Origin of the sequence: Iocasia fonsfrigidae, assembly GCF_017751145.1 — a bacterium.
GTDB lineage: Bacteria > Bacillota > Halanaerobiia > Halanaerobiales > DTU029 > Iocasia > Iocasia fonsfrigidae.
In genome coordinates, this window is the sequence record NZ_CP046640.1 from 3,210,178 (window position 1) to 3,224,716 (window position 14,539).

The window sequence follows — 14,539 nt, forward strand, 5'->3', positions numbered from 1 at the left end:
TTTTCATTTTTATCATACACTCCTTAGTATTCTTATTTTAATTAATTTTTTTTGCTGTTTTGCTTGATTCTTAATAAACTAGCCTCCTTTCTTTTAAGATTGATAATCTTACTACCATATCTATATCATATTATTTTAACACTTGTTTTAACACTTAAATTTTAATTTCAACTGAGGGTATTGCTTGAAATAATCCACAATTATATCTATTTATAGTTAATATTAAAAATATTTTTAAAAATATTGATCAGCAAGACAGATTGAATATAAGAGCACTCTTTTATAAACTTATACTTCCTAAAAAGTAAAATTATCTAGATAAATTATATACTGTTATCTGAATAATTACAATTTAATATTTTTTTAAACCCTTTGATATTTTTTTAGGTACTCCTATATACATAAATTTTATGAAAATTTCCCTCTAGCTTCAGATTTTATTATACTATCTACTCGTTTTTTCTTTAACATATTTATTTTTTTATATAGAGAATACCAACAAAAAAAACACCTAAACCCGCAAAGAAGATAGCAAGGATTACTAAATTATGCATATTTACCCCTCCAAATAAATTATTTACAATATAATTCTTCATCTTTATAAATACTCCTGCAAAAAACAACTCTACTCTACGTATTTTCTCAACAATTTTGTTTCATATTAAGAGACAGTTCCCCTTACCCACTCCCGATTCATCCATAGCCATAATAAAAACACTTAAATAAAAGCGGCTTTTTTATTTTTTTTATCAACTTTGCCATTCCACACACCCCTTCTTGATTTACACATAAGCTGTAACAAAGTAAAAGGTGATAAATTACAAAAATTCAAGATTATCCCTATATGTTGTAGGGGTAACACCTACAAGTCTTTTAAACCAGGAACTGAAGTAAAATGAATCATTAAAACCAATTTCATCTGCTATTTGATAGATTTTCTTATCAGTTGTCTTTAATAACTCCTTTGCTTTATTAACCCTGATCATATTTAAATAATCTGTAAAATTCTCACCAACATAATCTAAAAATAGCTTACTTAAATACCCACTACTTACATTAAAGTGTTGGGACAGCTCGGTCAGGGTTATACCTTCTTGATAATTTTTTTTAATATGTTCTTTTACCTCTTCAATCAATATTTCATTCTGATTGTTCTTAGGACAGGTAACCATACTATTTACATCTAGAAAAAAATCCTTAAGCCATTTTTCTAGGTCTAAAAGATTATCTCCGTTAATAACCTTCTCTAAATAGACATTATCAATCTTTTTAATCATATCCTGATAATCATATCCTAACTCCTTCAGAGCCTGAAATGTAAACAAGACAAGATTATTTAGCAAAATAAATAACCCCTGCCTGTCACCCTTAAGCCCTCCTATATGCTTTAAAATATGATCTACTTCCTTCAGTAGCTCTTCTTCACTACCGCTTTTTATAAGTTGATATAGCTGATTATTATTAATGATAATAGATTGATTTTCAAAAAACTTATCATCAGTTAACCAGTTTAATGTATCATTCCTGACATTTTTATTTAAGTAGACTGATAGCTCATTCCTTAAACTGGCTAACTCTTCTTTGTCTTTATTTTCCCTGGAAATACCATCCCTGATTTCATTTACTGCCTCTAATAAACGTTGTGAACGGAAGGGTTTTAAAAGGTACTCATTTACTCCCAGACGGATCAACTGCTGTGCATATTCAAATTCTGCATGACCAGAAATTATTAACACCTTAATATCTCTATAGTCTTCCCTGAGTTTATTTACTAATTCGATACCATTTAAACCAGGCATCTGGATATCAGTTACCAGAATATCAATATCTTCATCCTGTAGGATTGATAATGCCTCTAAACCATTTACTGCCTGAAAAATTTGATATCCATGTTTCTGCCAGTTAATATTATTAACCATCTTATCTAATAATGGTTTTTCATCTTCAATTATAAGAATTTTAAACATCATAACCACCCTGCTGTCTGTATGGCAACTTAATAATCATCCGGGTTTTAACACCTATTTCACCACTTACAAACAAGCCATACCCCTCCCCAAATTTTAGTTTTATTCTTTGATTAACATTCCTCAAACCAAAATATTGTTTTTCATTTATGGGTTCTTTAAGCCCCTGTAATATTTGATTTATCTCTTTAATTTTTGACTCCTCCATACCCATTCCATTATCTATTACTTCAAAATATATTGTATCACCTTCCAAATAACCCTTTACAATTATTAATCCCTTTTTCTCCGACTTCAAGATGCCGTGATAAATAGCATTTTCTACCAGAGGCTGAAGTAATAATCTTGGAATATACTTATTCCTAATCTCCAGGTCTTTTATATCAATAATATACTCATATTTTTCTCCTTGGCGAAGTTTCTGAATATAAAGGTAGTTTTTAACGTGTTCAACTTCACTGACAATCTTGACCATTTCTTTGCCGTGGCTTAAACTAAGCCTGAAGAAATTACCCAAAGCCTCAATAAGTCTGGTAGCCTTATTACTATTATTATTTTCAAGCTGACCGATTATTAAATCCAGGGTATTATATATAAAATGGGGTTTGATTTGATTATCCAGGCTCTCCATCTCAAGTTCCCTCAGTAGTTTCTGTTCAGCAATATTTTCTTCCATCAATTTCTTAATTTTGCTGATCATTTTATTAAAACTCTTGCCCAACTGAGCAATCTCATCCTTACTCTGAGTTTCTATCTTAACAGAAAGGTCATTATTGGCTGCCTGCTGGGTTACTTCTTCCAACTCCCTAATAGGATGTGAAAGGGCATAAGATAAATACATTGTTAACAGTATTATTACAAATAATATTAACCCACTGATTAGAATTGTAATCTTTTTTAACTGGTTTAATTCAGCCTCAACCTCACTGGCATAAGCAACACTGACAATATTCCAACCAGTAACAAGGGATTTTGCAGTATTTAAGATATATTTATTATCATCTGCTATATAACTGTACTTACCGGACTTATTCAATTTATAAAAACTACTCTTTTGCCCAATCAGATCCCTGTCAGGGTGATAAATAATATTGCCATCTCCATCAGCAATAAAAACATACCCCTTTTCTCCTAGTTTTACATTTGTAATGTCGGCAAGCATATCAATATTTATATCAGCACTAATTAATACCCTGGCCTCTGCATCATCAGGGTAGTAAGGCCTTAATATTGATACTACATCTTTCCGGGAAAAATTGGTATGAGGACTGGTTATCGCAATACCACTCTCCTTTAGCCCATCTGCCAGGGCATAATTAATTGCTTCAATATCTATATAGTATAGACCATAACAACTAATTCGTTTTCCATTACTAAAGGTCAGCGCAATATCCTCCAATCCGGGTTTCATATACCGTAAATTATTAAAGTCCTCCCAGATTCTAAAGGTATATTTGCGGTTATTAGCAAAGTCATGAATCTGGGTCAGTTTGATAAACTGATTTATATAGAAATCCTGTTCCCTGGTCAAAAATTTCTCTATATCATTAAAGTAAGTGTCTATATCCCTTTTCATCCTGCTCACTACTTCCTGGGAATAGGCACTGGTTCTTTCAGTTATAACACCAAAATAGATTTTATAGGAAAAAAGGGCAAAGATAATCAAGGGAACAAGACCAATCAATAGGAAGGATATAATCAGTTTAGTTCTAATTGTATGAATCTCTATTTTTTTAAACATCTGTTTAAAATAATTTTTTGCTTTCCCCAATACTAACACACCTTTTAGTTTACATGTAATTTATAGTAAAACACTATTTAACCCGCCAGGGTTTATAGACCTCAAGCAGGTGTTCTAAATTATCATTCCCAGCATGGTTAAGACCTGTTTCTATAAAAATAGGCGGCCGCTTATTATGTTTAATATAATCAACCATATACTCTAGCCCTTGTGAACCCATAGCTCCCAGGTCCTGACCTACCAGATATTGAATCAAACCCTCTTTTTGTAATAATAAAGCATCATAAAATATATCTATCCCAACAGCAATACCACCTTTTTGAGCCCAGTGCTGGAAATTAATCATGGCCTCAGCTGGAACATAAAACGGCCAGCCACCAACAAAAAAGATAACATCAAGTTCTGGATGGTTTTTAACATAGTCTTCAGTAAGCTCAATAGAAATCTTGATATTATCCTGATTTTCAAGTACAGCTCTGATATTTAAGTTGATTTCCCCTGCAATAGCCTCTTTAAAGCCACGGATTCTTTCCTGTAAATTCAGAGCATCACGGGCACCAGTCATGATCATCGTATTTAGCTCTTGATCAGCCAGTCCCCTCTTTTTTACAACATCAACTAAGGCCTGTCCAATAGCGAAGCCGGCTTTGGTATTATCAATACCTATATAAAAAAGCCTCTCACTCCCCGGACTATCTGCATCAAAGGTAGCAACCGGTATTCCAGCCCTGATAGCCTTACTAATAACCTGACGGATTGGTTTAATATCATCAACACTTAAAACCATTCCATCAACTTTTCTCCTGATCAAATTTTCAATTACTTCAACCTGTTCACTGTTAGAAAAAGTAAAAGGAGCAACCCATTCTAATCTAACACCCAGTTCATGGGCCTTTTCCTGGGCTTCTTCAAAAGTATCCAGAAAAATTGGATTATCAAGGGAGCGCGGTACAAAAGCTATAGTTAATGGTTTATTATCAGCTGCCGCCCTTAAAGAATCAGACACTAAAAATAATAATACCAGTAAACACAGCAGTAAAAAGATAAAATTTGCCCTTTTTAATATGTACAGCAAAGCTATCCATCCCTCCTATATAATCTTTTTAAAATTGTAATAAAAATAATACTATTTAAATTAATTCTATAATTTATATATAAATTCCTCTATAATACCATAAAATTCTTGGAAATATTTAAAACGGCTGTTTTATAAAAACAGCCGTTTTAACAATGCTAAGATATTTACAAGTATCTATTTAAATTAAACAATATAATCATCAAACTTTTAGAGTCTGTTCGAAAAGTATCAGTATATACCCGCAGGGGATTATATATCTTTTAGAACACACACTTTTATTAATTATTAAGTTCTTTTGACCTCTCAGCAGCTGCTTTTACTGCCTGAATCATACTACCCCTCAGGCCCTTTTCCTCCAGAACCTCTACAGCCCTTATAGTAGTACCTCCAGGGGAAGTCACCATATCCTTTAATTCACCTGGGTGTTGACCGGTCTCTATTACCATCCTGGCAGCCCCTAATACAGTCTGAGCAGCCAGTTTCTGAGATAATTCCCTGGGTAATCCCATCAATACCCCACCGTCTGCCAGGGCCTCTATAACCATATATATATAAGCAGGCCCACTGCCACTTAATCCTGTGACAGCATCCATCAGTTCTTCTTTTACCTCAACTATTTCACCTACACCTTTCAGCAGGCTTTTTACCTGTTTCAAATCTTCTTTGCTAGCATTTTCACTTGCTGTAAAAGCAGAAATCCCCTCTTTAACCAGTGAGGGTGTATTGGGCATTACCCTGATAATTCGACATGAATCAGGTACTGTCTTTTGATAGCTGGCCAGGGAAAGACCGGCTGCTATTGTAATTAATAATTTGTTTGCCAAACTATTTTTTATATTATCCAGTACAGCAGCCATCACCTGGGGTTTGACAGCCAGCAAGACTACATCTACACCTTTAACAGCCTCCTTATTATCAGTAGTCATCTTAATACCCTGATATTTTCCCTCTAGTTTATCATTATCAAGCTTAATGTCTGAAACAATAATTTTATCTGCCGAATAACTACCACTTTCAATTATTCCTTCCAGTAAGGATGTTCCCATCTTCCCTAAACCAATAATGGCTAATTTGCTCACTCTCTATCACTACTCCCTGATCTGACCCTGGCCACGTACAATATATTTTATAGTAGTAAGTTCATTAAGACCCATCGGACCTCTAGCATGGAGTTTCTGGGTACTAATACCAATCTCAGCCCCCAGACCAAATTGATTACCATCTGTAAAGCGAGTTGAAGCATTAACATAGACTGCTGCAGCATCTATTTCCTCTAAGAAACGCTGGCTCTTTTGATAATCATTAGTAATAATGGCCTCAGAGTGTTTGGTACTATACCTATTTATATGTTCTAGGGCTTCATCAAAACTTCCTACCACTTTAACCGCCATAGTGAAATCAAGGTATTCTTCACTCCAATCGCTTTCTTCAGCCTGTTTAGCACCTGAAAGCAAAGTGCAGGTCCTTTGACAACCCCTGATCTCTACTCCCTTATCATTAAAGAGCTCAGCCAGCTGTGGTAGAAATTCTTCAGCAATATCCTGGTGAACTAGCAGACTCTCTGCTGCATTACAGACTGCAGGACGGCTTGTTTTGGCATTAAAGGTAATATCTAAGGCCATATTAATATCAGCAGCTGAATCTACATAGATATGACAGTTGCCAACACCGGTTTCAATAACCGGTACCTTTGACTCATTAACAACCCTCTTAATAAGTCCGGCCCCACCTCTAGGGATAAGAACATCAAGGTAGTCATTTAGTTCAAATAAAACCCTGACTGCTTCCCGATCAGTCACCTGAATTAGCTGAACACCCCCCTCTGGTAAACCAGCTTCTACTGCCGCTTCAGATGCTATTTGGGCCAGGACTTTGTTGGAATGGATAGCCTCTGAACCACCGCGCAATATTACCGCATTACCTGCCTTAAGACAAAGCCCTGCTGCATCAATAGTAACATTAGGTCTTGATTCATAGATAATACCTATAACACCAAGGGGAACCTTCATCTGCCCTATCTGCAGCCCATTAGGTCTCTTCCACATCTTAATTACATCACCAACAGGGTCTTTGAGATTAACTAATTCCCTCAAACCATCAGCCATACCTTTAATCCGTTCTTCATTTAATTTTAATCTATCCAGCATAGCTCTTGTTAAGCCAGACTGTACTCCTGCTTCCATATCCTTATTGTTCTCCAGCATTATCCTTTCAGTAGATGTTTCAAGCCTATCAGCAATATTTAACAGGGCAGCATCCTTTACCTGAGTTGATATACTCGCCAGTCTGGCAGCAGCCCTTTTAGCTTTTTTGGCTTGACCCAGTACTTCTTCTTTGATACCCATTTTTAATTCCCCCTTTAATAACCATATTATCCCTGTGTATCACATCAGAACCATTTTCATATCCCAACAATGAAACTATTTCCCCGGAGTGATATCCCTTAATCAGTTCAACCTCCCCTGATGAATAGTTTACCAATCCCTTAGCCAGTTCTTCACCACTTTCATCTATAATCAAAACTGAATCACCTTTTTTAAAACTACCCTTTACCTTAGTTATTCCACCAGGGAGCAAACTCTTTCCCTGATAGAGCAGGGCCTCTGCCGCACCAAAATCAACAGTAATCCAACCGCTAACTGCCTGGTTATATAAAAGCCACTGTTTCCTTTTACTCAAACAATTACTGGTAGGTATAAAGGTAGTCCCAATATTATGGTTTGATTCTTCCTCCAACATAGTTACTATATCATTGATAATATTATTTCGAAAACCCGGTCCAATTACCATCGTTATCCCAGACTCTATACTAATTTCTGCTGCCTGTAATTTGGTCTGCATACCACCTGTCCCAATAAGGCTACCATTACCACCAGCTATTTTTTTCAATTCAGGGGTTATCTCTGTGACCTTATTAATTAACTTTAGGTTTTCTCCACCCTGACGCGGATCACCATTATACATGCCCTCTATATCAGATAATATTATCAATAAATCTGCTTCAACTAGACCCGCTACCCGGGCAGAAAGTGTATCATTATCGCCAAATTTAATCTCCTGAGTAGCCACTGTATCATTTTCGTTAATGATAGGAATAATCCCTTTTCTAAGCAGGCTTTCCAGGGTATTGTAGGCATTTAAATACCTCCCTCTATTTTCTAAATCACTGGCCGTAAGTAATATCTGGGCGGCTATCTGACCATACTCTCTGAGAAACTTATTATAAACCCCCATAATAAGAGCCTGACCAACAGCAGCAATACCCTGCTGTTCTGGGATAGAACTAGGCCTTTTCTTTAAACCAAGTTCGGCCATACCAGCTCCTATAGCACCAGAACTAACAAAGATTACTTCCTTACCCTGATTTTTTAAATCAACCATCTGCCGGAGAAAGCGGTCTATTCTCCCCAAATTTAGCTTGCCTCCATTATGTGTCAGGGAACTACTCCCGATCTTTATTACAATCCGATTATATTTACCCATTTTAATCATCCACCCAATTATTTTATAAAAAAACCCCCATTCCATTTAGGAACGAGGGTAACTCGCGGTACCATCCTTTTTGACAAAAAAGTCCACTTATTTATTGATAGTATAATAAGTTGCTACTATCTGTCAGAATAACGGCTGACATCCGGAAAGGTATACTTATTTAATTCAACCCTTAAACTCCCAGGTGGGTTTCACTAATAGGTATTTACCAAGCTCACACCAGCCCTGACTCGCTTAAAACACCCTGAATTAGCTACTATTCCTGTTCATAGTTTTTAGAAATATCTTATTGTTAATAAATTATACCTAAATATACTATTATTGTCAAGTGTTTAAATCTATCAAGTTGCTTTCGCTCACCCTTTACGTCCGTTAAATACCCATTTTTTTATTAAAAAAACAAAAAGTAATAAAACCGGTAGAATTAGTCCATACGTCATAATAAAAGGAGGCCAAACAAGATTAACCCAATTCATTTGATAGATAACATCTGGAAAAACAACCCCTGACATTATTAGTATAATAAGTCCCAAAGGCATAACTATCCTCTTATGGTCTTTTAACCCAAGTAGCTCTGAAAGCCCTATCACACCTGTATAAAAAAATATTAAGCCGACTATAAATTCTGTAATAAGCCAGGAAATTGCAATTATAAATTCAAACCTTGTAAATATAATACCAACATTTATCTCTTTGGCAAGTAAATATGTCGGAAACTGCAACCCAGCAGTTATCCCACCCAATACCAGTATAGTAACAAAGATTACAATAAAAATTATAAAGCTAGCCCATAAATAACCTTTAAAAATTGATTTCTTAGCTTTTGATGCATTACTAAGATTAATGGGATATATCATCATCAAAATAATTAAAGGAAATATTATAAAAGATGACAAAAAAACTGAACTCTTTAAGATTGGAATCATCCCTTTTTCTAATACCGGCTGCAGATTCTCTATTCTTGCATTTGGTAGAACAAAAATCATCGCTATAATATATAAAAATGAAGCCAAATATATAAATAATTCGGAAGCGCGGGCAATTGTTTCTATACCATATAATACAGCTATCACCATTACTATCACAAATAATGAATTTATGATATATACCGGTGTTTCTGGCATAGCTTCTAAACTAATAAAATTGCCAATATACCAAGGCAAATGATAACTGATTGTTAAACATAAAAATACATAAGCAGCTGCAACAATTGAGCCAATCCATTTCCCAAATATTTTTTTTATTATCCCCAAAAATGTCAGAGCGGGATATTGACTGCCTAAAAACCAGTAGACCCATATTATCGGTATACCAAACAAAGGAGTGAGTAATGTTGTTATCCAGGCGTCATGTTTTGCTATACTTACTAGTAAAGCAGAAATAATAAGAACAGACCCCCCCAATGCAACATTAGCTATTAAGGAAAACAGTTGATGATTTGTTATTTTTATCTTATCCATGCACTCACCCTTTATGTCTGTTAAATACCCATTTTTTTATATAAAAACCAGCTGCCATTACTATGGGCAATATTAGCCCAAATGTTGCTGCAAAAAAGGGCCAGACAAGACTATCCCAGGCTGATTGATAAGTAGCATCTGGAAATACAACCCCCGACATTACAAATATAATGAGTCCTAGTGGTAAAATAATTTTTTTATGATCTTTTAGTTCTATAAGCTGTGCAAGACCTATAAGCCCTGCATAAAAATAAAATATTCCTTTTGTCAACACTGTAATAATCCATACACCTGCAACAATAAATTCAAGTCTTGTAAATATATTTGCTAAATTTATCTCCTGGGCAAGTACAAATACAGGATACTGTATATTTGCAGTTATTGTACTTCCAAGTACTAATACTGAAATAAGAATAGAAGTAAAGAGTAGAAACCCCCCCCATAAATAACCCTTTACAAATGATTTCATGGCCTTAAATGTATTATCAGCCTTGGCCGGAAATATCATAATTAAAAGAACAAAAGGAAATATAACAAAGCTGGACAAAAGGGTTGAACCCTTTAAAACAGGAATCAAACCTTCTTCAAACACAGGCTGCAAATTCTCTATTCTTGCATTTGGTAAAACGAATATCATTGATAAAACAAATAAAAATGAAATAATGTAGATGAATATCTCATAAGAACGGGCTATTGCTTCTAGTCCGTATAGTAAGGCAATTACAATTGTTGCAGAAAATATCATATTTACTATATATGGGGGGGTTTCAAGCATAGCCTGGCTAGTTATAAAATTACCAATATACCAGATTACTTGGGCATCAGACAAGAAACAAAAATAAAGAAAAGCAATTGTAATAACAGAACCAAACCATTTCCCAAATATTTGTCTTATCATTTCAACAAATGTCAAGCCAGGGTAATGGTTCCACAAAAAACAGATCAGCCATATTTCAAGAAAACCGAACACTATGGTAAACAGCATTGAGATCCACGAATCCTGCTTTGCCAGGCCCGCTACTGAAGCTGAAATAACAAGGATTGCGGATCCATTTGTAAGGCCTACTGTTAAGGCAAATATCTGGTGATTTGTTATTCTTATCTTACATATTCGTTCTCTCATTTTAATAAACCTTCCATGATCCCGGTAAGAGGGGAATATACCCAGGCTATAAAATCTGAAGGGTTAGGTATCTCTATATCAAGACTTTTAAGGATTGCAAGTACTGTGCCTAATCCTAGCAATATTGAAAATGTCCATAGTTCTCTATAGAGTCTTTCTTTCAGCATTTTGGGTATTTCTACAATACACAATATAGTACTAAATACCAATGTCATTACAATAGATAAGATAAGCATTTTACCCTTTCTCCTTTATAAAGAACGGTTTTGTAACTTCTCCCAGCTGATTTATTTTAACATTAACAGTAACCTTTACTGGAAGATTGACAAACTCATTATTCCAGTTATCTTTAATTTTATCCCAGACTTTTGGATATTGTCTGTGTATTACCTCACCAAAACCAAAAATATCTGATTCAAAATCATATTTTGCTTTTTTTATTGCCTTTTCACAGTGTGATTTTATTTTTTTCTCAGCTAGTTTATTAAATATTGCTATATTCTCTTCCTTGGAAACATCAAAATCACCTTCTACCGCTTCAACATTTTGCTTTACTTTAATTTTAACTTCAATAACGGGCTTACCGTTTACTAAAGATGCTTTCACATTCGATTTCGCATTTATAACTTCACCTGTAATTTTTACATTATCACCATATTTTACATGTCCTATTGTCTTATTTATATTTCCAGTAATATAATTGTATCCCTTGCTCCCTACCTCATCTAACCAACCTACCAGCCTATCATCTTTAAAAACACCCAGACCGTAATATACTAGTCTTTTAATTCCAACACTTTCTTTCAAGACCTCTGTAGAATCTGAAATAGTTTTACCAGGAGTAATCTCAATCCCTGTAAGTACTGGGTTTATTCCATCTGCAATAATAGTATTAACCAGTTCAATAATTCTGACAGATTTTGTAGGTGCCCAATTTTCACTTGCTGATATAAGTGAATCATATATTTTTATTCCAGGTATTGATTCTATAGGAGTTAAAATACTTAAAACCTCATTTGCAGTTGCATTTTTTGCTATTACAAAATAAAAGTCAGTACGATATTGACTAGAACGCATAAAATAATCAAGTATATCCTGAATACCATCTTTTGCAACATCCTCGCCAAATACAACCATTCTTAAGTGTGCGTTGTAAATTTTTCTTGCGGATTGTTTGGTAAGTCTCTGGATTACTTCACTTATATCCCTTCCTTCTGAGGTATAAATATAAACCGGGGACTCATTTATTGCTTGTTCAGCAGCTATTGCCTTTGGATTTAAAATTTGCTCTGAAATAAAATACCCTTTTTCCGTTTTATCAATACCAATGCAGATATTAATAGCAAGGGTATTTACTTCATGGCTGCTCCAGCATCCAGTCAAAAAAATAACTGGCAGTATAATTAAAATGGCTAATTTCTTTTTTGATGTTATATCAATCACCTTAATTCCGGTTCTTCTTTTTGATCTGGGCTTACAGGATTATGTTCATCCACCCTTGCTGTATCTGTTCCGCTAATACCTTTAGGCCTATATTTCATTGCCCATACTGGAAATCTTAAAATAGTATCTTTGTATCCACCTTTTATTTTTGGGGCAATAGGTGTTAGATAAGGGACTGTTATGGATTTTATATTACAGAGATGAAGTACCAGGACAATCAAACCCATGAATATACCATATAATCCCAGTAATCCCGCCAGAAACATTAAAATAAACCTTATTACCCTTGCTGCATTTGCCATTTCATAATAAGGTATAGCAAAGCTTGATATAGCAGTAATTGAAACAACAATGACCATAACCGATGATATAATACCTGCATTAACCGCTGCTTCCCCAAGTACTAAAGCCCCTACAATTGAAATTGCCGGGCCTATAGCCCTGGGCATTCTTATACCGGCTTCCCTTATTATTTCAAATGTTAATTCCATAAGCAGGGCTTCTACTAAAGCCGGGAAAGGAACCCCTTCACGCTGCGCTGCTATACTGATAAGTAATGACGTAGGGATTATTTCCTGATGAAATGATGTTATTGCTATATATAGTGACGGTACTAGAAGTGTAAGAAAAAAAGCAATAAACCTGAAAAAACGCAGCATAGAAGATACAATATAATTATGATAAAAATCTTCACTCGAGTGAAGGAAGTCAATCATAAGTGCAGGTGCTGTCAGTACAAAAGGGGTTCCATTAATTAAAATTGCCACCTTGCCTTCAAGTAAAGCCCCAACAATTGAATCAGGTTTTTCAGAATTTATAAAAGTAGGAAAAATGGTATATCGGTTATCTTTAATTAATTCCTCAATATACCCACTTTCCAGTATTCCGTCAATTTCTATTTGATCAAGCCTATTTCTTATTTCCTGTACAATTTCGTCTCTGGCTATTTTGTTAATGTACATTATACTTACTCTGGTTTTAGTTATACTACCTATAGATAAATTTTCAATTTTTAAATTTTTATTTCTTATCCTTTCCCTGATAAGTTGTATATTTTTATTTATTTTTTCTGTAAATCCATCTTTAGGCCCTCTTATAACAGTTTGAGAAGTAGGTTCTGTAACAGACCGGGCTTCATCATTTTTTGTTAATACTGTAAAAAATTTATCATAACAGTCAATTAAAAAAACAGTATTACCTGCTAATATATTTTCATAAAGGGTGTCATAATCATAACTATCTATTGAATCTGTTAATCCAGAAAAATAATTCATTAAGACATCAAAACTTATCTCAGGTTTTGAGTTACAGTATTCGTATTTTAATTTAGTCAGTTCTGATGATAAATTGTTTATAGTACTTCTATCGACCAGACTATCAATATATATATTTGCACAAATTAAATCTTTATTCTTATCCAATTTGAAATAATTTATTACAAGGTCACTACTATGTCCAAAATCATCTTTTATCTTGCTTATATTTTTATTTAGATTTTTACTTATAGACAAAACAGAACCAGTTTTCTTTGTTTTTTTGTTCCTTTTAAATATTTTTTTAAAAAATTCCATTATATACCTCCCTGCTTGCAAAGTAATCTCTTATGATATTATTACCAAGATAGGAAAATATATTTATAAGGAAGTTATTTATGGATAAAACAAAAATAACTTCAAAGTTAATGGCAAAAAAACCTAAACCAATCGATGATTGTTCCCGGACATTTCCTATGCTATATTCTTAACTTCCGAGAAGTTTTCATCTATTAGAACCGTCTTCTCTGAGGCTTTACTTTAGAAGAAATATTCCAAAGCTGCTCTATGTTAATAATGATAAGATCTATTTAAATAATCTCAAAAAAAAAGAACCCATTTAAGGATTCTCTCAAAGTTCTATCAATCCAAGACTTATTTCAATTGCTTCATCAACTCTATCAATTATCTCTTTACTAAGATGTGTTACATGCCGTTGAAGTCTTTTTTTGTCTATAGTTCTAATCTGTTCCAGTAGTATAACAGAATCCTTCTCAAGATTGGTATTATTAGCAGATATCTCAATATGTGTGGGTAATTTTGCCTTATCAATCTTGGATGTAATAGCCGCCACAATGATTGTAGGACTATATTTGTTACCGATATCATTCTGGATTACAAGGACAGGTCTGACTCCCCCCTGTTCTGAGCCAACAACAGGGTTTAAATCAGCATAAAATACATCACCTCTACTAACATTCAT

13 protein-coding genes and 1 other annotated feature are annotated in these 14,539 nt (G+C 34.2%); all 13 genes read right to left on the reverse strand.

What is annotated here, in order from left to right; genetic code table 11:
- Positions 1-473 precede the first annotated feature (473 nt).
- The 13 genes from GM661_RS18995 to GM661_RS15390 all read right to left on the reverse strand — a co-directional run bounded on the left by GM661_RS18995 (position 474) and on the right by GM661_RS15390 (position 14,539).
- Positions 474-596 (reverse strand): hypothetical protein, encoded by a 123-nt coding sequence (locus GM661_RS18995; RefSeq protein WP_269059895.1) that lies wholly within the window; start codon positions 594-596, stop codon positions 474-476.
- A gap of 222 nt (positions 597-818) precedes the next feature.
- Positions 819-1,967 (reverse strand): response regulator transcription factor, encoded by a 1,149-nt coding sequence (locus tag GM661_RS15335; RefSeq protein ID WP_230867626.1) that lies wholly within the window; start codon positions 1,965-1,967, stop codon positions 819-821.
- Positions 1,960-3,738 carry a sensor histidine kinase gene (locus GM661_RS15340; RefSeq protein ID WP_230867627.1) on the reverse strand — a complete coding sequence of 593 codons (1,779 nt, stop codon included), beginning with the start codon at positions 3,736-3,738 and terminating at the stop codon, positions 1,960-1,962. The genes GM661_RS15335 and GM661_RS15340 overlap by 8 nt, the downstream gene beginning before the upstream one ends.
- A 43-nt stretch (positions 3,739-3,781) precedes the next feature.
- Positions 3,782-4,783, reverse strand: coding sequence for a substrate-binding domain-containing protein (locus GM661_RS15345; protein ID WP_230867628.1), 1,002 nt, complete (start codon positions 4,781-4,783; stop codon positions 3,782-3,784).
- Between the two features lie 281 nt (positions 4,784-5,064).
- Positions 5,065-5,865 carry a pyrroline-5-carboxylate reductase gene (proC, locus tag GM661_RS15350; protein WP_230867629.1) on the reverse strand — a complete coding sequence of 267 codons (801 nt, stop codon included), beginning with the start codon at positions 5,863-5,865 and terminating at the stop codon, positions 5,065-5,067.
- A gap of 9 nt (positions 5,866-5,874) precedes the next feature.
- Positions 5,875-7,131 carry a glutamate-5-semialdehyde dehydrogenase gene (locus GM661_RS15355; RefSeq protein ID WP_230867630.1) on the reverse strand — a complete coding sequence of 419 codons (1,257 nt, stop codon included), beginning with the start codon at positions 7,129-7,131 and terminating at the stop codon, positions 5,875-5,877.
- On the reverse strand, positions 7,088-8,269 hold the full coding sequence (gene proB / locus GM661_RS15360) for a glutamate 5-kinase (protein WP_230867631.1): 1,182 nt from the start codon (positions 8,267-8,269) through the stop codon (positions 7,088-7,090). Before proB ends, GM661_RS15355 begins: the two co-directional genes overlap by 44 nt.
- Before the next feature lie 44 nt (positions 8,270-8,313).
- Positions 8,314-8,557, reverse strand: a binding site (T-box leader).
- A gap of 77 nt (positions 8,558-8,634) precedes the next feature.
- Positions 8,635-9,738: a GerAB/ArcD/ProY family transporter gene (locus GM661_RS15365; protein WP_230867632.1), complete on the reverse strand. Its 1,104-nt coding sequence runs from the start codon at positions 9,736-9,738 to the stop codon at positions 8,635-8,637.
- Positions 9,739-9,742: 4 nt separating this feature from the next.
- Positions 9,743-10,861 (reverse strand): GerAB/ArcD/ProY family transporter, encoded by a 1,119-nt coding sequence (locus GM661_RS15370; RefSeq protein WP_230867633.1) that lies wholly within the window; start codon positions 10,859-10,861, stop codon positions 9,743-9,745.
- Entirely contained in the window at positions 10,858-11,097 is a 240-nt protein-coding gene (locus GM661_RS15375) for a hypothetical protein (RefSeq protein ID WP_230867634.1), read from the reverse strand. The genes GM661_RS15370 and GM661_RS15375 overlap by 4 nt, the downstream gene beginning before the upstream one ends.
- A gap of 1 nt (position 11,098) precedes the next feature.
- Positions 11,099-12,304 carry a Ger(x)C family spore germination protein gene (locus tag GM661_RS15380; RefSeq protein WP_230867635.1) on the reverse strand — a complete coding sequence of 402 codons (1,206 nt, stop codon included), beginning with the start codon at positions 12,302-12,304 and terminating at the stop codon, positions 11,099-11,101.
- A complete protein-coding gene (locus GM661_RS15385; protein ID WP_230867636.1) occupies positions 12,301-13,875 on the reverse strand; it encodes a spore germination protein in 1,575 nt (524 codons plus the stop codon). The genes GM661_RS15380 and GM661_RS15385 overlap by 4 nt, the downstream gene beginning before the upstream one ends.
- A gap of 313 nt (positions 13,876-14,188) precedes the next feature.
- Entirely contained in the window at positions 14,189-14,539 is a 351-nt protein-coding gene (locus tag GM661_RS15390) for a type II toxin-antitoxin system PemK/MazF family toxin (RefSeq protein WP_125991628.1), read from the reverse strand.

Excerpts from the sequence above, each read along its gene's own strand:
- GM661_RS18995 (WP_269059895.1), bottom strand. The coding sequence starts at position 596 with ATGAAGAATTATATTGTAAATAATTTATTTGGAGGGGTAAATATGCAT.
- GM661_RS15335 (WP_230867626.1), bottom strand. The coding sequence starts at position 1,967 with ATGTTTAAAATTCTTATAATTGAAGATGAAAAACCATTATTAGATAAG.
- GM661_RS15355 (WP_230867630.1), bottom strand. The coding sequence starts at position 7,131 with ATGGGTATCAAAGAAGAAGTACTGGGTCAAGCCAAAAAAGCTAAAAGG.
- proB (WP_230867631.1), bottom strand. The coding sequence starts at position 8,269 with ATGGGTAAATATAATCGGATTGTAATAAAGATCGGGAGTAGTTCCCTG.
- GM661_RS15365 (WP_230867632.1), bottom strand. The coding sequence starts at position 9,738 with ATGGATAAGATAAAAATAACAAATCATCAACTGTTTTCCTTAATAGCT.
- GM661_RS15370 (WP_230867633.1), bottom strand. The coding sequence starts at position 10,861 with ATGAGAGAACGAATATGTAAGATAAGAATAACAAATCACCAGATATTT.
- GM661_RS15375 (WP_230867634.1), bottom strand. The coding sequence starts at position 11,097 with ATGCTTATCTTATCTATTGTAATGACATTGGTATTTAGTACTATATTG.
- GM661_RS15385 (WP_230867636.1), bottom strand. The coding sequence starts at position 13,875 with ATGGAATTTTTTAAAAAAATATTTAAAAGGAACAAAAAAACAAAGAAA.
- GM661_RS15390 (WP_125991628.1), bottom strand. The coding sequence starts at position 14,539 with ATGAATGTTAGTAGAGGTGATGTATTTTATGCTGATTTAAACCCTGTT.